Raw genomic sequence first — 21,075 nt, forward strand, 5'->3', positions numbered from 1 at the left:
AAAATTAAAATGAAGTATCTTTTTTTTTGCATTTTTATAGTTTTATCATGGAGTTGTAAAGGGTTAAGGACGACTACTCGTTGGGATTTAATTTATAAAGGACCTATTTCAAGTAATCAAAATCCAGAACTTGTTAGTAATGAAAATAGACAATGGAAAGATAGTTTGAATTTTATTGTAGTAAGAGGGAAGTATATTTCTGGTTCAAGACATGTAGAAATTATAGAAGATAAATGGACTAAACTTTATAATTGGAAACTATTTTATCCCAACGGTAAGCTAAAAGAAAAGGGACTGATAACAAAGGATAATAGATTTTGTGTTGGTAAATGGGAGTATTATGGAGATAGTGGTAGGATGGATAGTATTGTTGATTTTGATAAAAAAATAAAAGTTTCCTATTTTAGAGCAATTGAGATAGCTAATAAAAAGGGTTATGAATTGCCAGAAATGGAAGTTGATTTAGAAAAAATAGGAGATATAACATATTGGCAAATTAGAAAATGGAATATGAAAAACGGAAGTGGAAAATCAGTTACATTACTAATTGATTCTAGAACTGGAAAATCTAAGAAAGCTGATTATGAAGAAAAAAGATATTATTAAAATGAAAAAAGAAATCGATATATTCTTTACGGCAATGATGTTCTATACTAGAATTCCTTGCCCTAAAAATATCACACATGATCCTGATTATTTAAACAAAGCCACACGTTATTTTCCTTTAATAGGCTGGATAGTGGGATTAATTTCTGGACTAGTTTTTATAGCTGTTTCTCAAATTTTGCCTGTAACTATTGCTGTTTTGTTAAGTATGATAGCGAGTATTTTAACCACAGGAGCTTTTCACGAAGATGGATTTGCCGATGTTTGTGATGGTTTTGGTGGTGGCTGGACCAAAGAAAAGATCTTAAAAATAATGAAAGATAGTGCTATTGGTGCTTATGGTGCCATTGGAATCTTACTTTTATTAGTGCTGAAATTTACGATTTTGGTTGAGGTTATGGCAACGCAATCCAATCCTGTTGCAATCATTTTGATTTTTATAACCGCACATGCTATAAGTCGTTGGGCAGCAGCAACGATTATTTTTACGCACAATTATGTTCGTGAAGACGAATTGAGTAAAAGTAAACCCATTGCTAAAAGTTATTCTTGGAAAGAAATTCTTGGTACTACTTTTTTCGGAATTGTGCCTTTATTGTATTTCGTTTACTATAATTATAAAATTACTTTGGTGCTTGTACCTGTTTTTGTATTTCGATGGTATTTAGCTCGTTATTTTAAAAGATGGATTGGTGGTTATACAGGAGATTGCTTGGGAGCTACCCAACAAGTGTGTGAAGTAGTATTTTATATTTCAATTTTAGCCTTATGGAAGTTTATTTAATTCGACATACAGAAACTGTTAGCGAAAAAGGCATTTGCTACGGTCAAGCCGATGTGGCACTTTTAACACCTTTTGAAGAACAATTTCAAAGTATAAAAAAAAAGCTAGGAAATGAAAAAATGGTTTTCTATTCTAGTCCTTTGCAAAGATGTTTGCAATTAGCGGAATATCTAACAAATGATGTAATCGCAATAGATAAACGTTTAATGGAAATGCATTTCGGAAATTGGGAATTAAAACCTTGGAACGACATTCCAAATGAAGAACTCAATCCATGGATGGAAGATTTTGTTTCGGTCAAAGTTCCCAATGGAGAATCTTTTGAGGTATTGTATGAAAGAGTCCTTTCTTTTATTGATGACTTAAAAAAGCAACAACATGAAAAAGCTATTATTGTAACCCATGCGGGTGTTATAAGAAGCTTTTTATGCTACCAACAAGACTTAGCTTTAAAAGACGCTTTTCAAAATAAAGTTACCTTTGGACAAATTATTAAAATAACACTTTAAACTATGAATACCAACTCTACAGAATTTATGTATGCTCTCTATACCGTAATTGCTTTTCACGTGATTATTGGTATTGTTATTTTGGTACGTAAAACGAGAAAAAGAAAATAGATACGTCTTTTTCGATTATTTTACTGTTAAACTTCTACTCGTTTTAATTTTTGTTTAGGAATTATTTAAAAAACACCTACATTTGCACTCGAATTTTGGTTGCTGTTTTGGAATCAATCCAAACCGCATTAAAAGGGAATTAGGTGCAATACCTAAGCTGTACCCGCAACTGTAAGCTAATTAGCTTGTTATTATCTACATACCACTGTTATGAATTCAGATTTTAAGAATTCAGAATTTAGATTTTTCTAATTTCTACCTTCTAATTTCTGCTTTTAAAATGGGAAGGTGAATAACAAGACGCAAGCCAGGAGACCTGCCAGTTTCATTGAGTAACAAACTTTCGGGAAAAAAAGTTTGAGTATGGGTAAATTCTATGCTTTTCTCCCAATTTATTAAAACTATTATTAACTAAAATGAACATTAAGTTTATTAAATGGAGTGCGTGTGCAGCATTCTTAACGAGTATTTCTTATGCACAAGAAATTGATACCTTAAAAGTAAATCAATTGAATGAAGTTGTTGTTTCTGATACTAAATTCGAACAAAAGAAAGAGAAATCAGGAAAAATTATTGATGTAATTTCTGCCAAGGATCTTGAAGCTAGAAAAGGTCAAACGATTGCTCAAGTATTAAATCAAGTAGCGGGTTTAGAGGTTAACGGAAGTAATAGTGGTTATGGAAAAAATTTAGAATATTACATTAGAGGAGGAAGAAGTCGTCAGGTATTGATTATTATTGATGGTAATCCTGTAAATGATGCAACAAGTATTGCTTCTACTTATGATTTACGTTTGTTACCTGTTGAGCAAATTGAAAAAGTGGAAATTCTAAAAGGTTCTTCAAGTGTGTTGTATGGTTCTGGAGCAGCTACTGGTGTAATTAGTATTACGACTAAGAAATCTAAAAAAGATAAGTTGTCAGGAAATGCCTATTTTAATGTGGGTACACAAAATACAACTGAAAAAACTAATTTAAACGGTCAAGAGTTTAATCAAGGTTTTGGTGTTAATGGTAATATTGGGAAGTTTAATTTTAATACTACATTAAATAGTACAGAAGTAGATGGTATTAGTGAAGCTAAGGGTGAGAATTTTGAACGAGATCATTTTTCAAGAATTAATTTAAATCAACAATTAGGATATAAGTATTCTGAAAAATTAAATTTAGATGCTTTTGTAAACTATGATAAGTTTATTTCAGATAACGACCTAGGTGCTTTTCAAGATTCTGATGTTAATCAATATAGAGCAGAACAAGTAAGAGTTGGTTTTAGACCTAATTATAAATACAATAAAGGCGAAGTCTATTTGAATGTTGCTTTTGCTAATTTAGAGCGCGATTATGATTCCTATAATTCATGGGCAATGACAATAGATGAAACATATTATAAATCAAGAACTCTTAATGCAGATTTAGTGAATAAACTTGATTTATTCAAAGGTTTTCATTTGATTACAGGTATTCAGTCTCAATTTATGGATATGTTTCAAACAGGTGTGTGGGGAGAAGTAAGCAATAAAACAACAAAGTTTAGTGTTGTAGATCCATATGTTACTGCGGTATATAATAGCGATTTTGGATTAAACGTAAATGCAGGTGCACGTTTAAATATTCATAGTGAGTATGGTAATAATTTGGTTTATAATGTGAATCCTTCATTCTATTTAGAAAAGTTTAAGCTTAGAGTTTTGTCATCATTTAGTACGGCATATATTACCCCAACATTATACCAACTTTATTCTGTTTATGGAAATTTAGAATTAAAGCCAGAAGAAAACGCAACAGCAGAATTTGGTTTTGAAAAAAGTTTCTTGAATAATAAAATAGTTATTAACGCAGTGGGTTTTTATAGAGTTGAAAAAAATAAAATGAATTTTATTTCTTTATCTGCAGCTCCTTGGGGTCAATATCAAAATGTAGAGGATAATATTAATGCAAAAGGTATTGAAACCAACATCACTTATTCTCCAATTGAGAAAATTAAAGTAACTGCAAATTATACATTTACAGAAGTTGAAAATGATAATAAATTATTACAGTTAATACCAAAGCATAAAATCAATGCAGGTGTAGATGTGGCTATAACTAATGCATTGAATTGGTCAGCACAATATCAATATACAAATCAAAGGATAGATTTGTTTTATAATCCTGTTATTGGAGGAACAGATAGTGTTGATTTAAGTTCATTCCAAACAATTAATTCAAACCTTTCTTACAAATTGAATGCTAGAACTTCATTTTTTGTTAGTGTTGCCAATTTATTCGATACTGATTTTGTTGAAAAATTGGGTTATTCAACAAGAGGAAGAAACTTTAAAATTGGTATGAATCTTCAATTTTAATAAAGGCAATAAACATTACAAACAAATATTAAGCATTCGCTTTAAACAACAAATAAATGAACAAAGAAAACGCTCCTTTTTGGAGCGTTTTCAGTTTATAAATGTTTAGAGACTATTTGGGAATATTCTCCAAATACATTTCACTACCAAAAGGGTTTATTGATTTTACATCTTCAAAATGCCTGAAATTTTGTCCTGGTTGTTTAGCGGAAAAACGGCCATTAGAATCAACATAATTTAAGGCTGTATTAAGTAATGGGTCGCTGGTTTCACCTAAAACACCAAGATTGTTTAAGTCTTCTAATTGTGGGATATTTGGTTGTAACCCGTTAGTGTAGTCGCTAAAATTATTTTTATTAGCGATTTTTAATACAATGGGTTGCATGGCATAATTATGATTTGGGTTCACGTTTTGTTTTCTAAAATTAGGTGAATCATAAAGCGTAATAGAACCAACATTTTTTCCTGTTGTAGCATCACCAATTTGGGTGACGTTTATATAAGGAGTCAGCCCATTAATGACCAATTCACTTGCAGAAGCCGTTTTTTTAGAGGTTAATACATAGAGTTTGCTTAGGTTAAGGCTTTGAATATTAGCTCCATTTCCTAAAGTTGTTGTGAATCGGTTTAATAAATCTTCGGAATTGCTACCGTAGATAGATTCTATTTTGTAATTCCATTTTTGCTTTCCAAAAATTTGATTGTTAAATTGTCCTGTAATCATGCTTGCAAGACGAGTTGCAGTAGCTACAGAACCACCAGAATTATAACGTAAATCTAAAATTAAATGTGTAATGCCTTCAGATGCAAAATAAATGAAAGCATCGTTCAATTCAGATTCATATTGAGAATAAAATCCGTTATACATTAAATAACCAATTTTTTTGCTACCAATTGTGAAGGTTTTTTTTAAGTGAACAGGGTTTTCTGTAAAAGTGGTTTTTGTTAAAGAAACAGAATTACCGTTTGGCGTAATGTTTCCACCATCATAATCTGCTAAATTTAATGTGTAGTTTTCATTTGCTAAAAGTGATTTATAATTGCTTACTGTTAACGGGGTATTGTTTATGGCATAGAAAAAATCACCTCTATTGATGTTTTTCGAGGCAGCATCAGAACCTGGAAGAATATAACGAACCCAGCCGAAGAGTTCTGTAGTGCTTCCATTTTTATAGCGAAGCTCAAAATCCACACCATTATTTTTTTGAGTTCCAGATAATGCTTGTTCCAAGGCATTATAATCGGAATAAATAACACTAAATCGGTCAACTTGCCTATCTATTATTAAATGTTCAAATAAATCCTCTGGTGGAGAATAGGAATTTAAAAATATTTCGTAGTCATTGTTGTTATTGAATCTGTCGTCTGCTAAATCGGGAGAATCTTGAAGCCAATAATAGTATTGATTTAATCCTTTCCAAATGAAATCATTTACACTGGTTCGTTGCGGATTATCATCAAAATCATCACTACAGCCAATAGCGAAAAGCGTTAGCAGGAATAAACTTGATAAAACATAAATTTTCTTTTTCATAATTATAAGCGATCTTTTTTTAGTTGTTTTATATATTCAATGTTTGTTGGTATTCAGTTATTTAAGATGGTTTTTGAAAGCCAATAAGATAATGGTTGGAATATATAAAATAAAAATAGGCTTATTTTTTAATGTAACAAAATTAATTTACATTCGTCTAGATAATAAACCAACTAATTAAAATGAAACAACAGGAGTTTATAAGAATGATTTCTCCTTTTAAAGATAAAATTTTTAGAGTTGCAAAGCGATTATTGACAAGTGTTGAGGAAGCAGAAGATGCAACTCAAGAAGTTTTGGTCCGGTTGTGGAATAAAAATGATAATCTTTTAAGGTATAATAGTGTAGAGGCATTGGCAATGACAATAACGAAAAATTATTGTTTGGATCAATTGAAATCAAAAAGGGCATCAAATTTGCAATTAGTGCATAGTAATTATGGCGATAGTGCGGCAGGAGTAGATAAGCAAATAGAAGATAAAGACAGTTGGAATTGGGTAGAAAAAATAATAAATGATTTACCCGAACAACAAAAAATTATTGTTCAAATGCGAGAAGTAGAAGAATATGAATTTAGCGAAATTGCCGCAATATTAGATATGAATGAAACAGCAGTTAGAGTAGCGTTGTCAAGAGCAAGAAAAGTAATAAGAGAAAAATTGTTAGAAAAACACAGTTATGGAATTAAAGTCAATTGAAATATTAATCGATAAATACTTAGAAGGGAATTCTAGTATTGCCGAAGAAAAAAAGTTAAAAGCTTATTTTTCTTCAAATGAAGTAGCGGAACATTTGGTTCAGTACAAACCATTGTTTGGTTATTTTGAAAAACAAAAAGAGCAACAGTTTACAAAAGCCTTACCATTGCAACCTAGAAAACAAATAAATGTAAAATGGATAAGTGTTGCTGCTGCGGTTGTAGTTCTTTTTGGAACCATGTATTTTTATATAGATGCAAATCAGTCGGAAGATTTAGGGACCTATTCCGATCCTGAAGAAGCCTATGTGGAAACACAAAAAGCACTCGAAATGCTTTCTAAAGAAGTTAATCAAGGAGTAGAGAGTGTTGCGATTTTAAATGAGTATGAAAAAACAAAAAAAACAATTTTTAAATAATTAAGAAAATGAAAAAAATAATAGTAAGTATAGTATTTGTAATGATTGCCTCTTTAGGTTTCTCACAATCGGTTTTTGATAAATATGAAGACAGTGAAGTAGTGAAAACTATCATTGTTAATAAAAAGATGTTTGAGCTAATGGGTAAAATAGATGTTGACGCTAAGGGAAGCGAAAAACAATTTATTGATTTAGTTAAGAAATTAGATAATTTAAAAGTTTTTATTACAGATAATGTGAAAGTAGCAGGCGATATGAAAAATACCGTAAGTAGCTACTTAAAGTCAAATCCGTTAGAAGAGCTAATGCGTATTAACGATGGAGGAAAGAAAGTGACTATCTATGTTAAATCGGGAGCATCTGCAAATGTTGTAAAAGAGCTATTAATGTATATTGAGTCGCCATCTGATAAAGAAAATCAAGCTATTGTTTTGTCTTTAACAGGGAATTTTAATCTCGATGAAATATCGGCTTTAACAGAAAAAATGAGTTTGCCAGGAGGAAATGAATTGAAAAAAGCTTCAAAAAAATAAACATAATGAAAAAAATAGTAATTATAATTTTAGCCACTTTGGCTATAAGTTGCAATAATGAACCAAGTTTGCAAAAGTATTTTGTAGAAAATTCTGAATCATCAAATTTTATAACGTTAGATGTTACATCTTCTATCATTAATACTGAAAAAATGACGTTGACACAATCTGATAAAGACGCGTTGAAGGCATTCGAAAAAATGAATATATTAGCCTTTAAGAAAGACTCTTTAAATGATGAAGCTTATTCAATTGAGCAGAAAAAAGTAAAATCAATATTAAAAGAGAAAACTTATCAGGAATTAATGAGAATGGGGTCAGGTAATGAAGGTGGTGCCTTGTATTATGTAGGAGAAGATGATAATATTGATGAATTTGTACTGTTTGCTAATAAAAAAGAAAATGGTTTTGCTGTAGTGCGAATTTTAGGGGATAATATGAATCCTAGTCAAATAATGAAATTAATCAATCTAATTAGTAGATCCGATTTAAACTTGAAAGAATTAGAACCGTTAAGAAAAATGATTCAATAGCGTTTGAATTTATCTAATATTTCTAAAATGTAAATTTAGATTATGAAACAGAAAAGTCCCGGAATAAGGGACTTTTTTTGGATTATAGTGACCTGGCTGGGGCTCGAACCCAGGACCCCATCATTAAAAGTGATGTGCTCTACCAACTGAGCTACCAAGTCGTTTAATTTTATCAAGATGTTGTAGTGACCTGGCTGGGGCTCGAACCCAGGACCCCATCATTAAAAGTGATGTGCTCTACCAACTGAGCTACCAAGTCGTTTAATTTTATCAAGATGTTGTAGTGACCTGGCTGGGGCTCGAACCCAGGACCCCATCATTAAAAGTGATGTGCTCTACCAACTGAGCTACCAAGTCTGCTTTTTATATTTATTATTCTGTGACCAAAATGGGATTCGAACCCATACGTCTTGCGACACCACCCCCTCAAGATGGCGAGTCTACCAATTCCTCCACATGGCCTTAAATAAAAAAAGTTAAGCTGTGGCTTAACTTTTATAGTGACCTGGCTGGGGCTCGAACCCAGGACCCCATCATTAAAAGTGATGTGCTCTACCAACTGAGCTACCAAGTCAATGCTTGAAGGAAAAAAACTGTTTTTTTTGTGACCTGGCTGGGGCTCGAACCCAGGACCCCATCATTAAAAGTGATGTGCTCTACCAACTGAGCTACCAAGTCATTTATTTCCTTCAATGCGGGTGCAAATATACGGGGTAAAATTTAGAATCCAAGGGATTTTTTATATAAATTTACACTTTTTTAAAAAATATTTTTTAACTGCTTAGTTTTTAAGTAATTATTTTAAGTATGAAAATAGTTCTAGTTGGATACATGGGGTCGGGAAAATCGACTATAGGAAAGGAAGTTGCTAAAATTGTAGGAATTCCCTTTTATGATTTAGATAAAATAATAGAAGACACTGAAAAAAGTTCTATTAAAAATATATTTTCGTCAAAAGGAGAAATCTATTTTAGGAAGATTGAAAGTGAAATTTTTAAGACCTTTATGGAAAATAATGACGATTTTATATTGGCTTTAGGAGGAGGAACTCCTTGTTATGCAAATAACGAGCAAATTTTGAAATTAGAGGGTGTTTCTTCGTTTTACCTAAAAGGGTCTATTGACACGCTTTCTAATAGGTTAGAAAACGAAAAAAGCAATAGACCCTTATTAGCTGATCTTTCTAAAGAAGAATTAGATGATTATATTAGGAAACATTTATTTGATAGAGGGTATTATTATCTGCAATCAAAAAATACTATTTCCATAGATGATAAATCGGTAGAGGAAATTAGTAAAGAAATAGTGTCGTTTCTTTAACTTAAATAAACATAGCTGTTGTTATCTTCAAAAACGACTTGAATGTGTTCTTGTAAAGAGGTGGAAAGGGATAATCCTTTAAAATCTGCCTTTACAGGATATTTTTTGTGATTTCTATCTACTAATACTGCTGTTTTAAATTTTCTTAGAGGAACTTCTAAAAAATGTTTTACACCATATATTAAAGTAGTTCCAGAATTCAAGACATCATCAACAAGGATTAAGCCTTTGTTTGCATATGCTTCGCTAGGGATAGAAGTTGTGATTTTCTCTTGAGGATTTTGTTTGTTGATGTTTACTTCGCAAAGTGTAATATTCAGATCTGAAATTTTTTTTAATTCTTCACATATTTTTTCTGCCAAAATATAACCGCTTTTTGAAACACCTGCAATTATGATTTCTTTTTCATCAACAAAAGTTTCATAGATTTGAAAACTGATGCGTTTGATTTTGTGTTGAATTTCTTGATGGTTTAAAATAATATTTTGCATAGGGTTGTGTTATTTTTTTTCAAATATAAAGAACAGTTCTTTTTCTGAACGGGGTTTTATTGAATTATATGATTTTTCTAATGTTTTTATTTTAAAAAAGGGTGAAAATAAAGTTTTATATTCTGTTTTGTCTCCTCCAAATGGTGGACCATCTTTTGTTAAGGGAAAATTAAATAATAGTCCTGCTATTTTTCCTTTAGGGTGTAGTAAATGATGTGTTTTTTGTGCATATTTCTCTCTTAAAAACGGATCTAATGCACAGAAAAAAGTTTGCTCAAGAATAAGGTCAAAAGTCATTTCTAATTCAAAAAAATCACCTTCAATAAGTTGTTCTTTTAAATTAGGTTTTCTTTTTTTGATGTTCTCTATTGGATGTTTTGCTATGTCAATAACAAAAGTGTTTAAAAAACCTTTGCTTATTAAATAATCAAATTCATAGCAGTTGCCAGCTCCAGGTATTAGAATTTTAATTTCTTTGTCCTCAATTTGATCAATATATTCTTTTAATGGTGTTGTAATTGAGCCAACGTCCCAAGCAGTTTCATTGTTGTCATATCTTTTTTCCCAATACTCTTTATTCATTTTCATCTGAAAAATCTATATCTGTGGTGTATTCATCAATGTCTCTTCTGTCTTTTTTTGTAGGTCTTCCTTCTCCTTTAGCTCTGTAGTATTCTTTACTAAGTTTTAAGAGCTCTAAATGCGCAAATGCTTCATTTGGGGTAGTGTCTTTTCGATAAATATCAACAAGTTTTGCTCCAACACGACTTTGTGGAATGTCTAAAACCGTCATTTGATAGTTAATCTGGTCTTTTCTTAGTACAATTTTATCGGTTGCAAATACTTCTCTAGACGGTTTGGCTACTTGTCCATTTACAGTTACATGTCCTTTTTTTATTGATTCAGAGGCAATATTTCGAGTTTTGAAATATCGAACGCACCATAAAAATTTATCTACTCTCATTTTTAATCAAAAATCAATGTTAATTTTTATACAAAAATAAAGTAAAATTGTATCTTGCAGCACAAAATTTATGAAAATGAAGAATATTTTTAAGATTAGTTTTTTTTTAACGTTTATTATTTTAGTCACATCCTGCAACAAAGATAACAACAGTATTCCTCCAGTTGAATTGAGAGATAGACAGGTTGTTTATGATGAAAATATAATTGATATAAAGGCATATTTGCAGTCTAATTATCTTTCGTTAGATGCAGATTTGAATGCTACAATTCTTCCAATTGATGCTGGGCAAACATCTATCTGGGATCAATATAAAGATAATGATCCGAATGGGGAGTTTCAAGGAGAAGTTCCTTTTATGATTGTTAAAAACGATGCTAGAACTACAAATTTTGTTAATGGAAGATTTGCTGACGATGTAAATTATAAATTATATTATATCATTTTGAATGATGGTGGAGGAGAATATCCTAAGAGTGTAGATTCTACTTTTGTTGGTTATAAAGGATGGAATCTTCAAAATGAAAGTTTTGATCAAAATAATCAAGGAACTTGGTTTACATTTCCACAAGTAGGTCAGTTTGATCCAGTGGCTATTTCAGGATTTAGACAAGTTTTATCAAAAATAAAAACGAGTTCATCTGCTACTCCTACTGTAAATCCTGATGGGACATTGTCTTGGCCAGACCATGGGAATGTATTGGTATTTATTCCTTCTGGATTGGCTTATTTTAGTGTTCCGAGGACAAATATAGAGGCTTATAAGCCAATTGTTTTTCAATCAAGATTATATGCTTTGAAAAAAAATGATCACGATAAGGATAGAGTACCAACTCAATATGAGGATATAGATAATGATGGTGATTTCTTTAATGATGATACAGATGGAGATAATATACCAAATTTTCTAGATATTGATGATGATGGAGATGGTTTTACAACTAAAACAGAAATTAAGAAACCTGAAGGAGAGGCAGGTTTGTCTTTGTATTATCCTTTTAATCCAATTGTAGATAATCCTTTAACACCTGAAGATGAAACTGAATTAAAAGGAATTCCAAGAAAATTTACAGGGCCAAATAATTCGTCAAATTTGCCAACACCTTTACCTTCTGATTATACGGAAGTAGGTCGATTAAGAAGGCATTTAGATCCAACATGCAAACCACCTTATCAATAATAGAAAAGATAGCATAAAAAAAACCAGTTTTCAAAACTGGTTTTTTTTATGCTTAAAATATATTTGCTGTTATTTTCTTTTGATAACCTTTTCTGCGGCATTAATTATTGCGTCTGCATTTAGACCGTATTTTTCCATTAATTGAGCAGGTGTTCCACTTTCTCCAAAGCTATCATTAACAGCTACAAATTCCTGTGGTACTGGGTTATTTGTGACTAAGGTTCTAGAAACGCTTTCTCCTAACCCTCCTAAGATATTGTGTTCTTCTGCAGTAACAATGCAACCTGTTTTTGAAACCGATTTTAAAATAGCTTCTTCATCAAGGGGTTTTATAGTGTGGATGTTTATTACTTCAGCAGAAATTCCTTTTTCTTCAAGTTTTTCAGCAGCAATCAATGCTTCCCAAACTAAATGTCCTGTTGCAACAATCGTTACATCTGTTCCTTCGTTTAGCATTATTGCTTTACCAATAATAAATTCTCCATTTTCTGGAGTGAAATTAGCAACGCTCGGTCTTCCAAAACGTAAATAAACTGGGCCATGGTGTTCAGCAATTGCAATAGTAGCAGCTTTTGTCTGGTTGTAGTCGCAAGGGTTTATTACAACCATTCCTGGTAGCATTTTCATTAGACCAATATCTTCTAAAATTTGGTGTGTTGCTCCATCTTCTCCTAAAGTTAATCCAGCATGAGAAGCACAGATTTTTACATTTTTGTCTGAGTATGCAATAGATTGACGTATTTGGTCATAAACTCTACCAGTTGAGAAATTTGCAAATGTACCTGTAAATGGTATTTTTCCACCAATTGTCATACCAGCAGCAATCCCCATCATGTTAGCTTCAGCAATTCCTACTTGAAAAAAGCGCTCAGGATGATTCGCTTTGAAATCGTCCATTTTTAGCGAACCAATTAAATCTGCGCAAAGTGCAACAACATTTTCATTTTTTTGACCAAGTTCAGTAAGTCCAGCTCCAAATCCTGAACGAGTATCTTTATTTCCTGTATTTGTATATTTTTTCATTTTTAATTTCAGTTGAAGAATTAATAATCCCCTAAGGTTTCTGGGTTTTGAGCTAAAGCATTAGCTAATTGGTCATCATTTGGTGCTTTACCATGCCAAGCATGCGTGTGCATCATAAAATCTACACCATTTCCCATTTCTGTATAAAGTAAAACACAAACTGGTTTTCCTTTTCCGGTTTTTGCTTTAGCTTCTGTCATTCCAGAAATAATTGCATCAATAGAATTTCCTTCTTTAATTTCTAAAACATCCCAACCAAAAGCTTCAAATTTTGCTTTAAGGCTTCCCATTGCTAAAACTTCATCTGTAGTTCCATCAATTTGTTTTCCATTAACGTCAATAGTAGCAATTAAATTGTCAACTTTTTTAGCAGAAGCATACATGATTGCTTCCCAGTTTTGTCCTTCTTGAAGTTCTCCATCTCCATGAAGGGTATAAACTATATTAGTGTCATTATTAAGTTTTTTAACTTGTGCAGTACCTAAAGCAACACTTAGACCTTGCCCTAATGATCCAGAAGCCATTCTTACTCCAGGAAGTCCTTCGTGTGTTGTTGGGTGACCTTGTAATCTTGAATTTAGTAACCTGAAAGTTGCTAATTCATTTACAGGGAAATAACCACTTCTAGCAAGAACACTATAGAAAACAGGAGAAATATGTCCGTTAGATAAGAAGAAAACATCTTCATTAATTCCGTCCATATCAAAACCATCTTTTCTTGTCATTAAGTTTTGGTAAAGGGTTACTAAAAATTCAGTACAGCCTAGAGAGCCACCTGGATGACCTGAGTTTACAGCGTGCACCATTCGTAGAATGTCTCTTCTTACTTGAACAGTTAATTCTTGTAGTTGTTGTGTGTTTGATTTCATTTATGTAAAAAAATTTATACTGGTGCAAAGATAGTCAGTAGAATGGATTTTTAAAGAATATGAACTAAAAAAACAAGGAATTCTATCTGAGAATGAAGCCTTTTTTAAAAGAATAGTATTAAAGACACTAATTAAGTTGTCATTCTTATATGTTTTTATAAGTCTATTTTAAAGAGGATTTAATATTTTTTTTGATTTAGTAAATAATCAAAATAGACGACTTTTGGTCGTTAAAAAAGAAAAAATTCTCGAATAAAATTTTAAGTAAAAAATTGCCAGTGTGCTTTAAGTGAGTTAATTAAAAGTGAGTTGTTAAATGGATGTTTTGATTGTTTTTTGATGTTTTTTGATGTTTTTTTCTAGCGAAGATTATACCGATAGAACAATGTTTTTATTAAATCTGTTTTGCTTTGATAATAAGTTTTGTATTCAATAGAAAATAAAAAATAGATTAAAAAATCATAAAACAATTTTAAAATTTGATTAGTTGTTGTACTCAGGTTATCTAATTGATTTATATTTGCCAAGTAAATTTGTAATATGAAGTTTGATTTAATAAAAAAAGATCCAAAAAGCCAAGCAAGAGCAGGTAAGATAACTACAGATCATGGTGTAATTGAAACACCAATTTTTATGCCTGTAGGAACAGTAGCGTCCGTAAAAGGAGTGCATCAAAGAGAGTTGAAGAATGATATTAATCCAGATATTATTTTAGGAAATACTTATCATTTGTATTTAAGACCACAGACAGATATTTTAGAAAAAGCAGGTGGTTTACATAAATTCATGAACTGGGATAGGAATATTTTAACCGATTCGGGAGGGTATCAAGTATATTCTTTGTCTTCTAACAGAAAGATAAAAGAAGAAGGTGTGAAATTTAAGAGTCATATAGATGGGTCATATCATTTTTTCTCACCAGAAAGCGTAATGGAAATTCAAAGAACAATTGGTGCAGATATTATTATGGCATTTGATGAATGTACTCCATATCCATGTGATTATAGATATGCAAAACGATCAATGCACATGACGCATCGATGGTTAGATAGGTGTATTTCTCATTTAGACAAATTACCTTTTAAATATGGCTATGAGCAGACTTTTTTTCCAATTGTACAAGGAAGTACCTATAAAGATTTGCGTCAACAATCCGCAGAATATATAGCTAATGCTGGAGCACAAGGAAATGCAATTGGGGGATTATCTGTGGGAGAACCAGCAGAAGAAATGTATGCAATGACAGAAGTGGTAACTGCAATTTTACCAGAAGACAAACCAAGATACTTAATGGGGGTTGGTACTCCAATAAATATATTAGAAAATATTGCACTTGGAATAGACATGTTTGATTGTGTAATGCCAACGCGTAATGCAAGAAATGGTATGTTATTTACAGCTCATGGTTCTATAAATATTAAGAATAAAAAATGGGAAGACGATTTTTCTCCAATTGATGAAATGGGGCATACTTTTGTAGATTTAGAATATTCTAAGGCTTATTTAAGACATTTATTTGCGGCCAATGAATTTTTAGGAAAACAAATTGCAACTATTCATAATTTAGGTTTCTATATGTGGTTAGTTAGAGAGGCTAGAAAACAAATTATAGCTGGCACATTTAGAGAATGGAAAGACAAAATGGTTGTTCAAATGGCACAACGTTTATAGTTGTTTTTGTTAAGTTAGTATCAATAACTTGTTAGTTTAAGTAAATGAAAATTCACTGAACTCATTTAAAAATAATATTTTTTGTGAAGTAAATACCCTATGAAAAAAAAGCAATGCCATATGTTCCCGCCTAAAAATAAATTTTAAACATATGAAATTAATTGATAAATATATTTTAAAACGATATTTAGCTACATTCAGTGTAATGTTACTTTTGTTTATTCCAATTGGGATAGTAATTGACGTTTCTGAAAAAGTAAATAGAATGATTGAAAGGAAAGCTCCTTTTAATGAAATAGTTATTTATTATGGCGATTTTATTGTTTATTTTGCCAATTTATTATTTCCGATATTTTTGTTTCTTTCAGTTATTTGGTTCACCTCAAAACTGGCTAATAATACCGAGATTATTGCTATTTTAAGTTCAGGTATTTCTTTTAAACGTTTTTTGAGACCATTTCTTATTGGTGCAACAATTATTTGTGTTTTTGCATTAATGATGGGCTTTTTCTTGGTGCCAAAAGCTAGTAAAGGTTTCTTAGATTTTAGGAATGCCTATTTGAGTTCTAGTGGAAATAAAACAATGGAAACGACAGATATTTTTAGGCAAATTGGTGATGGAGAATATATTTACATTAGTAATTATAATTTGATGTCTAAAACAGGTTTTAATTTTACTTATGAAAAATTTGAAGAAAATGTTTTAGTTGAAAAAATAACATCGAATAGAATTAAATATAATGAAGAGACAAAAAAATATTCATTATATAATTATATAAAAAGGAGTGTTGGAAAAAATAACGACATTTTAGAAGCAGTCGATAAAAAAATGGTAGATTTTAGTTTTGATCCAGAAGAACTAACTCCAGTTTTTTATATTGCAGAAACAATGACAATTGGAGAACTTTTTACCTTCATTAATAAAGAAAAAAAGAAAGGAAACACAAGAATTAATGCATATTTGGTAATACTTTATAAAAAATTTAGTTTGCCAATTTCAGCATTTATCTTAACGATTATTGCTGTAGCAGTATCTTCAATGAAAAGAAGAGGAGGAATGGGAGTTAACTTAGCAATTGGAATTATTATTGCTTTTACATTTATCTTTTTTGATAAAGTGTTTGGGACAATTGCTGAAAATTCAAGTTTTTCTCCATTATTAGCTGTTTGGATACCAAATATCTTTTTTGGGATACTAGCTTTTTACTTACTAAGAAATGCAAAGCGATAATATATATATTAAGAATTACTTACACCTTCATTTAATTGTTTTTATTTGGGGTTTTACGGCTGTTTTAGGAAAACTGATTTCTCTTGATGCATTAGATTTGGTGTGGTATAGAATGTCTTTCGCATCTCTTTTTATTTTAGGTTTTCTTCTTCTAAAGAAAAAAAGTTTAAGGATAGATAAAAGAGGGTTTCTTCTTTTTGCTATAGCAGGGCTAATAATTGCAGCGCATTGGTACACTTTTTATGAGGCTATCAAGGTGTCTAATATTTCAGTAACTTTGACCTGTTTGTCAACAGGAGCATTTTTCACATCAATCTTAGAGCCAATTCTATATAAGCGAAAAATAATATGGTATGAAATGCTATTTGGATTAATTACTGTTTTTGGACTGGGTGTAATTTTTAAAGTTGAAACTCAATATCAAACAGGGATTTATTTAGCCATAACATCGGCCTTTTTATCAGCGTTATTTTCAGTTTTAAACGGGAAATTTGTAAAAGAATATGACTCAAACGTAATTTCCTTTTATGAACTTTTAATTGGGGTAATAGGAATCACTATATTTATGTTGTTTACAGATGGTTTTACTTCCTCATTTTTTCAAATTTCTCTAGAAGATTTATTTTGGATTTTAATATTATCATCAATCTGTACAGCCTATGCGTTTTCGGCTTCAGTAAAAGTAATGAAGATTTTGAGTCCATTTACAATAATGTTAACTATTAACTTAGAACCAATATATGGAATAGTCCTTGCATTATTAGTTTTCGGAAGTTCCGAACACATGAATTCATTATTCTATTTAGGTGCATTACTAATTTTAGCTACGGTTTTAGCTAACGGAATTGTAAAGAATTATAAAAAAAGAAAGCTAAAATTGATGTAATTTTATATTTAATTAATTGAAAATTTTATCTTTGCCATAACAAAACAAACCAAAATTTAGTCCCATGGAATATTTAGATTTTGAATTGCCTATAAAAGAGCTTGAAGATCAGTTAGATAAATGCGTAATTATAGGTCAAGAATCTGATGTAGATGTAACCAATACATGCAAACAGATAGAGAAAAAATTAGAAGAAACTAAGAAAAATATATATAAAAATTTAACTGCTTGGCAAAGAGTACAATTATCCCGTCATCCAAGCAGACCTTATACAATGGACTATATAAAAGCATTGTGCGGGGATACATTCTTAGAATTATTTGGAGATAGAGGTGTAAAAGATGATAAAGCCATGGTTGGTGGCTTGGGTAAAATTGATGGACAATCTTTTATGATTGTAGGTCAACAAAAAGGATATAATACCAAAACACGTCAATATAGAAATTTCGGAATGGCTAATCCAGAAGGATATAGAAAAGCGCTTCGATTGATGAAAATGGCTGAAAAATTTGGTATCCCTGTTATTACCCTTGTGGATACTCCTGGAGCATATCCTGGTTTAGAAGCTGAAGAAAGAGGACAAGGAGAAGCAATCGCAAGAAATATATTTGAAATGTTTCGTCTTAAAGTGCCAATTATAACAATAATAGTTGGAGAAGGAGCTTCTGGAGGTGCGTTAGGAATTGGTGTTGGAGACAGGGTTTTTATGTTAGAAAATACTTGGTATTCTGTAATATCACCAGAATCTTGTTCTTCTATTTTATGGAGAAGTTGGGAATATAAAGAACAAGCAGCAGAAGCTTTGAAATTAACTCCTACCGACATGAAAAAGCAAAAGTTGATAGATGATATAATAATGGAACCATTAGGTGGAGCGCATTATGATAGAGAAACGACTTTTAAGAATGTTCAAAAAGTAATTACTGAAACATTTAATGAACTGAAAAAATTATCAACAGAAGATTTGATAATGCAAAGAATGGATAAGTATAGTAAAATGGGTGAATTCAAAGAATAATTCATTTTTAATTTAATATGAAGTCCGAAACCTTATAGTTTCGGATTTTTTTTGTGTTGTTAACAAAATAAATTATGTTTTCAACAAGTTTTTAACACTGTTCTATTGATAAAAACCAATAGAATTCATTAAAATTTGGTTACCTTCGCACTATGGAAAATGTAAAAAATAATAGCTATAAAAAAGAAAATAATGGAGCTATTATTAATTTAGAAAAAGGAAAGTTGCCTCCTCAAGCTGTTGATTTAGAAGAAGCAGTTTTAGGGGCAATGATGATTGATAAAAAAGGAGTAGATGAAGTTATTGATATTCTTCAACCTGATGCATTTTATAAAGAATCACATAAAAATATTTTTGAAGCAATCGTTGAATTGTTTAATGATACACAACCAATAGATTTACTAACTGTTTCTGCTCAACTTAAAAAGAATGGTAAGTTAGAATCGGCTGGAGGTGATTTCTATTTAATTCAACTAACACAAAAAATTTCGTCTTCTGCACATATTGAATTTCATTCAAGAATTATACTACAGAAATTTATTCAAAGAAGTTTGATTAAAATATCTAACGAAATTATTGAAGAATCATACGATGAAACAGCAGATGTATTTGATTTATTAGATAAAGCAGAGTCTAAACTATATGAAGTTACTCAAGGTAATATAAAAAGAAGTTCTGAATCGGCTCAAAGTTTAGTAATTCAAGCGAAAAAGCGAATTGAAGAAATTGCAGGTAAAGAAGGATTGAGTGGTATTCCTACAGGATTTCACGATTTAGACAAACTAACTTCGGGTTGGCAACCATCCGATTTAATTATTGTTGCTGCTCGTCCTGGTATGGGTAAAACTGCATTTACGTTATCTATGGCTCGAAATATGGCTATAGATTTTGGAGCACCAGTAGCCTTTTTCTCCTTAGAGATGTCCTCGGTTCAGCTTATTACTCGTTTAATTTCCTCAGAAACAGGTCTTTCATCTGAAAAGTTAAGAACTGGAAAATTAGAGAAACATGAATGGGAACAATTATCTATTAAAGTGAAAAACCTTGAAAAAGCTCCTCTATATATTGATGATACACCTTCTCTTTCAATTTTTGACCTACGTGCTAAAGCAAGACGTTTAGCCTCTCAGTACGGAATCAAAATGATTGTAATTGATTATCTTCAGTTAATGACTGCTGGAGGAAATGGTAAAGGAGGAGGAAATCGTGAGCAAGAAATTTCTACTATTTCTAGAAACTTAAAGGCACTTGCAAAAGAGTTGAACGTACCAGTTATTGCACTTTCTCAGCTTTCTCGTGCTGTTGAAACTCGTGGTTCTAGTAAGAGACCTTTACTTTCCGATTTGAGGGAATCTGGAGCAATTGAGCAAGATGCCGATATTGTATCATTTATTTACAGACCTGAATATTATAAAATTGACGAGTGGGATGATGAGGAACGTTCTCCAACTCAGGGGCAAGCAGAATTCATTGTTGCAAAACATCGTAATGGTGGTCTAGAAAATATTCGTTTAAAGTTTCTAGGACATTTAGGTAAATTTGACAATTTAGATGATTTTAGCTCTCCTTTCGATGAGTTACCTTCAAAAATGAATTTAGATGAACAAAATCCTTTTATTACACAAAATCTTCCTTCTGCAAATGAAGCTTTTGGCAGTAATTTTAATAATGATGATGATGATGATTCAGATGTTCCATTTTAATAGCATAAAAAAAGAGGTCAAAATTTTTTGACCTCTTTTTTTATGCTATTAAAAGTTTAGTTTTTAACTAGGTGAAAATTGAATGTTGATAAGGTTGTGTTTCCCTTATTTATGTTCACAGGGCAATTTTCAACTCTGAAATTAGGGTTATAGTTCCATTCTTCACTATGAATATCACAACCTTTGGTAGATAAATAAATAGTGTTTTTGTATGTTTTATAACCGTCAGCTTTTATTTCGATATTAACCTTTTCATTCATTTTGTTTTTATTTGATGAAAAACCAGATTGAATTTGATAAGTACCATCATTAGAAATAACACTTTCATTTAAAGTAAAAAAACGATTCTTAGTTACTTTTGCAACCATCTTTACATTTTTAATAGGTTGTAAAGTTATTGCATCAATAAAGCTTCCTTTTAAAAGAAAAGAATCAGTTGAAGATGATGGAGTTAAGTTAATTGTTGCGTTTTGGATTTCATTTTGTGTTTCAGAAGCATACAAATTAGAACCAGATAAAGCAATTGTTCCTGTTGTAAAGACACTCAGTCTTTTTACAAAATTTCTTCTTTTCATAATATTTTGGTTAATAGGTGAGTAAAGAAAACTTAGTGTAAACACTAAGAAATAAAGGTTGCTGTAAATT

Annotated in this window: 22 protein-coding genes, 6 tRNA genes and 1 riboswitch; of the genes, 15 read left to right on the forward strand and 13 right to left on the reverse strand. The window is 31.0% G+C overall.

All coding sequences use genetic code 11. The features are described from left to right. Positions 1-9: 9 nt before the first annotated feature. The 4 genes from ACZ49Z_RS12270 (at position 10) to ACZ49Z_RS12285 (ending at position 4,358) form a co-directional block, all read left to right on the forward strand. On the forward strand, positions 10-606 hold the full coding sequence (locus ACZ49Z_RS12270; protein WP_464304609.1) for a PepSY domain-containing protein: 597 nt from the start codon (positions 10-12) through the stop codon (positions 604-606). Continuing rightward, positions 584-1,390, forward strand: coding sequence for an adenosylcobinamide-GDP ribazoletransferase (locus ACZ49Z_RS12275; RefSeq protein WP_464304610.1), 807 nt, complete (start codon positions 584-586; stop codon positions 1,388-1,390). The genes ACZ49Z_RS12270 and ACZ49Z_RS12275 overlap by 23 nt, the downstream gene beginning before the upstream one ends. Further along, positions 1,375-1,899: an alpha-ribazole phosphatase gene (gene cobC / locus ACZ49Z_RS12280; protein WP_464304611.1), complete on the forward strand. Its 525-nt coding sequence runs from the start codon at positions 1,375-1,377 to the stop codon at positions 1,897-1,899. Before ACZ49Z_RS12275 ends, cobC begins: the two co-directional genes overlap by 16 nt. Positions 1,900-2,089: 190 nt before the next feature. After that, positions 2,090-2,348, forward strand: a riboswitch (cobalamin riboswitch). 78 nt (positions 2,349-2,426) lie between these two features. Continuing rightward, complete coding sequence (locus tag ACZ49Z_RS12285; protein ID WP_464304612.1) at positions 2,427-4,358, forward strand: TonB-dependent receptor plug domain-containing protein; 1,932 nt, start codon at positions 2,427-2,429, stop codon at positions 4,356-4,358. A 112-nt stretch (positions 4,359-4,470) separates the two neighbouring features. On the opposite strand, the gene ACZ49Z_RS12290 is transcribed toward ACZ49Z_RS12285, so the two are convergent. Then, the gene (locus ACZ49Z_RS12290; protein ID WP_464304613.1) at positions 4,471-5,892 is read right to left on the reverse strand and encodes a S41 family peptidase; all 1,422 of its coding nucleotides are present in this window, start codon (positions 5,890-5,892) and stop codon (positions 4,471-4,473) included. Between the two features lie 182 nt (positions 5,893-6,074). Here ACZ49Z_RS12290 and ACZ49Z_RS12295 point away from each other — a divergent pair, with 182 nt between their 5' ends. Genes ACZ49Z_RS12295 through ACZ49Z_RS12310 form a run of 4 tightly spaced genes read left to right on the forward strand, consistent with a single transcriptional unit; the run spans position 6,075 to position 8,074 of the window. Beyond that, positions 6,075-6,590: an RNA polymerase sigma factor gene (locus ACZ49Z_RS12295; protein ID WP_464304614.1), complete on the forward strand. Its 516-nt coding sequence runs from the start codon at positions 6,075-6,077 to the stop codon at positions 6,588-6,590. Continuing rightward, the gene (locus ACZ49Z_RS12300) at positions 6,571-7,008 is read left to right on the forward strand and encodes a hypothetical protein (protein ID WP_464304615.1); all 438 of its coding nucleotides are present in this window, start codon (positions 6,571-6,573) and stop codon (positions 7,006-7,008) included. Before ACZ49Z_RS12295 ends, ACZ49Z_RS12300 begins: the two co-directional genes overlap by 20 nt. 8 nt (positions 7,009-7,016) lie before the next feature. Next, on the forward strand, positions 7,017-7,541 hold the full coding sequence (locus tag ACZ49Z_RS12305) for a DUF4252 domain-containing protein (protein WP_464304616.1): 525 nt from the start codon (positions 7,017-7,019) through the stop codon (positions 7,539-7,541). Between the two features lie 5 nt (positions 7,542-7,546). Continuing rightward, entirely contained in the window at positions 7,547-8,074 is a 528-nt protein-coding gene (locus tag ACZ49Z_RS12310; protein ID WP_464304617.1) for a DUF4252 domain-containing protein, read from the forward strand. A gap of 88 nt (positions 8,075-8,162) precedes the next feature. Here the strand turns inward: ACZ49Z_RS12310 and ACZ49Z_RS12315 are convergent. The 6 genes from ACZ49Z_RS12315 to ACZ49Z_RS12340 form a co-directional block, all read right to left on the reverse strand. Next, positions 8,163-8,235 (reverse strand) — tRNA-Lys (locus ACZ49Z_RS12315). Positions 8,236-8,260: 25 nt separating this feature from the next. Next, positions 8,261-8,333, reverse strand: a tRNA-Lys gene (locus ACZ49Z_RS12320). 25 nt (positions 8,334-8,358) lie between these two features. Continuing rightward, a tRNA-Lys gene (locus tag ACZ49Z_RS12325) sits at positions 8,359-8,431 on the reverse strand. Positions 8,432-8,454: 23 nt separating this feature from the next. Then, positions 8,455-8,536: transfer RNA gene (locus tag ACZ49Z_RS12330), tRNA-Leu, on the reverse strand. 39 nt (positions 8,537-8,575) lie between these two features. Then, positions 8,576-8,648 (reverse strand) — tRNA-Lys (locus ACZ49Z_RS12335). Between the two features lie 31 nt (positions 8,649-8,679). Then, positions 8,680-8,752: transfer RNA gene (locus tag ACZ49Z_RS12340), tRNA-Lys, on the reverse strand. 129 nt (positions 8,753-8,881) lie between these two features. Here ACZ49Z_RS12340 and ACZ49Z_RS12345 point away from each other — a divergent pair. After that, the gene (locus ACZ49Z_RS12345; protein WP_464304618.1) at positions 8,882-9,394 is read left to right on the forward strand and encodes a shikimate kinase; all 513 of its coding nucleotides are present in this window, start codon (positions 8,882-8,884) and stop codon (positions 9,392-9,394) included. Here the strand turns inward: ACZ49Z_RS12345 and ACZ49Z_RS12350 are convergent. Genes ACZ49Z_RS12350 through ACZ49Z_RS12360 form a run of 3 tightly spaced genes read right to left on the reverse strand, consistent with a single transcriptional unit; the run spans position 9,391 to position 10,849 of the window. Continuing rightward, on the reverse strand, positions 9,391-9,885 hold the full coding sequence (locus ACZ49Z_RS12350; protein WP_464304619.1) for a phosphoribosyltransferase family protein: 495 nt from the start codon (positions 9,883-9,885) through the stop codon (positions 9,391-9,393). The two genes, ACZ49Z_RS12345 and ACZ49Z_RS12350, sit on opposite strands and share 4 nt — an antisense overlap. 9 nt (positions 9,886-9,894) lie before the next feature. Then, positions 9,895-10,473, reverse strand: coding sequence for a class I SAM-dependent methyltransferase (locus ACZ49Z_RS12355; RefSeq protein ID WP_464304620.1), 579 nt, complete (start codon positions 10,471-10,473; stop codon positions 9,895-9,897). Then, positions 10,460-10,849: an RNA-binding S4 domain-containing protein gene (locus ACZ49Z_RS12360; RefSeq protein WP_464304621.1), complete on the reverse strand. Its 390-nt coding sequence runs from the start codon at positions 10,847-10,849 to the stop codon at positions 10,460-10,462. Before ACZ49Z_RS12360 ends, ACZ49Z_RS12355 begins: the two co-directional genes overlap by 14 nt. Positions 10,850-10,925: 76 nt before the next feature. Here ACZ49Z_RS12360 and ACZ49Z_RS12365 point away from each other — a divergent pair, with 76 nt between their 5' ends. After that, positions 10,926-12,029 (forward strand): FKBP-type peptidyl-prolyl cis-trans isomerase, encoded by a 1,104-nt coding sequence (locus ACZ49Z_RS12365; RefSeq protein ID WP_464304622.1) that lies wholly within the window; start codon positions 10,926-10,928, stop codon positions 12,027-12,029. A gap of 69 nt (positions 12,030-12,098) precedes the next feature. On the opposite strand, the gene ACZ49Z_RS12370 is transcribed toward ACZ49Z_RS12365, so the two are convergent. Both ACZ49Z_RS12370 and ACZ49Z_RS12375 read right to left on the reverse strand, forming a co-directional pair. Further along, the gene (locus ACZ49Z_RS12370) at positions 12,099-13,052 is read right to left on the reverse strand and encodes a transketolase family protein (protein ID WP_464304623.1); all 954 of its coding nucleotides are present in this window, start codon (positions 13,050-13,052) and stop codon (positions 12,099-12,101) included. A 20-nt stretch (positions 13,053-13,072) separates the two neighbouring features. Continuing rightward, a complete protein-coding gene (locus ACZ49Z_RS12375; protein ID WP_464304624.1) occupies positions 13,073-13,921 on the reverse strand; it encodes a transketolase in 849 nt (282 codons plus the stop codon). A gap of 540 nt (positions 13,922-14,461) precedes the next feature. On the opposite strand from ACZ49Z_RS12375, the gene tgt reads away from it, so the two are divergent. The 5 genes from tgt (at position 14,462) to dnaB (ending at position 20,430) form a co-directional block, all read left to right on the forward strand. Further along, entirely contained in the window at positions 14,462-15,592 is a 1,131-nt protein-coding gene (gene tgt, locus ACZ49Z_RS12380) for a tRNA guanosine(34) transglycosylase Tgt (RefSeq protein ID WP_464304625.1), read from the forward strand. A gap of 151 nt (positions 15,593-15,743) precedes the next feature. After that, positions 15,744-16,823, forward strand: a complete 1,080-nt coding sequence (locus ACZ49Z_RS12385; protein WP_464304626.1) for an LptF/LptG family permease — start codon at positions 15,744-15,746, stop codon at positions 16,821-16,823. Next, positions 16,810-17,709 carry a DMT family transporter gene (locus ACZ49Z_RS12390; protein ID WP_464304627.1) on the forward strand — a complete coding sequence of 300 codons (900 nt, stop codon included), beginning with the start codon at positions 16,810-16,812 and terminating at the stop codon, positions 17,707-17,709. Before ACZ49Z_RS12385 ends, ACZ49Z_RS12390 begins: the two co-directional genes overlap by 14 nt. A gap of 64 nt (positions 17,710-17,773) precedes the next feature. Then, positions 17,774-18,727: an acetyl-CoA carboxylase carboxyltransferase subunit alpha gene (locus tag ACZ49Z_RS12395; protein ID WP_464304628.1), complete on the forward strand. Its 954-nt coding sequence runs from the start codon at positions 17,774-17,776 to the stop codon at positions 18,725-18,727. Between the two features lie 152 nt (positions 18,728-18,879). Continuing rightward, positions 18,880-20,430, forward strand: a complete 1,551-nt coding sequence (dnaB, locus tag ACZ49Z_RS12400) for a replicative DNA helicase (protein WP_464304629.1) — start codon at positions 18,880-18,882, stop codon at positions 20,428-20,430. 56 nt (positions 20,431-20,486) lie between these two features. On the opposite strand, the gene ACZ49Z_RS12405 is transcribed toward dnaB, so the two are convergent. Further along, positions 20,487-21,005 (reverse strand): hypothetical protein, encoded by a 519-nt coding sequence (locus ACZ49Z_RS12405; protein WP_464304630.1) that lies wholly within the window; start codon positions 21,003-21,005, stop codon positions 20,487-20,489. Positions 21,006-21,075 lie beyond the last annotated feature (70 nt).

This window comes from Flavobacterium sp. KY-23415 (assembly GCF_055384985.1).

What these genes read in the sequence shown, in the direction of transcription:
- ACZ49Z_RS12270 (WP_464304609.1), top strand. Translation starts at nt 10, where the DNA reads ATGAAGTATCTTTTTTTTTGCATTTTTATAGTTTTATCATGGAGTTGT.
- ACZ49Z_RS12275 (WP_464304610.1), top strand. Translation starts at nt 584, where the DNA reads ATGAAGAAAAAAGATATTATTAAAATGAAAAAAGAAATCGATATATTC.
- cobC (WP_464304611.1), top strand. Translation starts at nt 1,375, where the DNA reads ATGGAAGTTTATTTAATTCGACATACAGAAACTGTTAGCGAAAAAGGC.
- ACZ49Z_RS12285 (WP_464304612.1), top strand. Translation starts at nt 2,427, where the DNA reads ATGAACATTAAGTTTATTAAATGGAGTGCGTGTGCAGCATTCTTAACG.
- ACZ49Z_RS12290 (WP_464304613.1), bottom strand. Translation starts at nt 5,892, where the DNA reads ATGAAAAAGAAAATTTATGTTTTATCAAGTTTATTCCTGCTAACGCTT.
- ACZ49Z_RS12295 (WP_464304614.1), top strand. Translation starts at nt 6,075, where the DNA reads ATGAAACAACAGGAGTTTATAAGAATGATTTCTCCTTTTAAAGATAAA.
- ACZ49Z_RS12300 (WP_464304615.1), top strand. Translation starts at nt 6,571, where the DNA reads ATGGAATTAAAGTCAATTGAAATATTAATCGATAAATACTTAGAAGGG.
- ACZ49Z_RS12305 (WP_464304616.1), top strand. Translation starts at nt 7,017, where the DNA reads ATGAAAAAAATAATAGTAAGTATAGTATTTGTAATGATTGCCTCTTTA.
- ACZ49Z_RS12310 (WP_464304617.1), top strand. Translation starts at nt 7,547, where the DNA reads ATGAAAAAAATAGTAATTATAATTTTAGCCACTTTGGCTATAAGTTGC.
- ACZ49Z_RS12345 (WP_464304618.1), top strand. Translation starts at nt 8,882, where the DNA reads ATGAAAATAGTTCTAGTTGGATACATGGGGTCGGGAAAATCGACTATA.
- ACZ49Z_RS12350 (WP_464304619.1), bottom strand. Translation starts at nt 9,885, where the DNA reads ATGCAAAATATTATTTTAAACCATCAAGAAATTCAACACAAAATCAAA.
- ACZ49Z_RS12355 (WP_464304620.1), bottom strand. Translation starts at nt 10,473, where the DNA reads ATGAAAATGAATAAAGAGTATTGGGAAAAAAGATATGACAACAATGAA.
- ACZ49Z_RS12360 (WP_464304621.1), bottom strand. Translation starts at nt 10,849, where the DNA reads ATGAGAGTAGATAAATTTTTATGGTGCGTTCGATATTTCAAAACTCGA.
- ACZ49Z_RS12365 (WP_464304622.1), top strand. Translation starts at nt 10,926, where the DNA reads ATGAAGAATATTTTTAAGATTAGTTTTTTTTTAACGTTTATTATTTTA.
- ACZ49Z_RS12370 (WP_464304623.1), bottom strand. Translation starts at nt 13,052, where the DNA reads ATGAAAAAATATACAAATACAGGAAATAAAGATACTCGTTCAGGATTT.
- ACZ49Z_RS12375 (WP_464304624.1), bottom strand. Translation starts at nt 13,921, where the DNA reads ATGAAATCAAACACACAACAACTACAAGAATTAACTGTTCAAGTAAGA.
- tgt (WP_464304625.1), top strand. Translation starts at nt 14,462, where the DNA reads ATGAAGTTTGATTTAATAAAAAAAGATCCAAAAAGCCAAGCAAGAGCA.
- ACZ49Z_RS12385 (WP_464304626.1), top strand. Translation starts at nt 15,744, where the DNA reads ATGAAATTAATTGATAAATATATTTTAAAACGATATTTAGCTACATTC.
- ACZ49Z_RS12390 (WP_464304627.1), top strand. Translation starts at nt 16,810, where the DNA reads ATGCAAAGCGATAATATATATATTAAGAATTACTTACACCTTCATTTA.
- ACZ49Z_RS12395 (WP_464304628.1), top strand. Translation starts at nt 17,774, where the DNA reads ATGGAATATTTAGATTTTGAATTGCCTATAAAAGAGCTTGAAGATCAG.
- dnaB (WP_464304629.1), top strand. Translation starts at nt 18,880, where the DNA reads ATGGAAAATGTAAAAAATAATAGCTATAAAAAAGAAAATAATGGAGCT.
- ACZ49Z_RS12405 (WP_464304630.1), bottom strand. Translation starts at nt 21,005, where the DNA reads ATGAAAAGAAGAAATTTTGTAAAAAGACTGAGTGTCTTTACAACAGGA.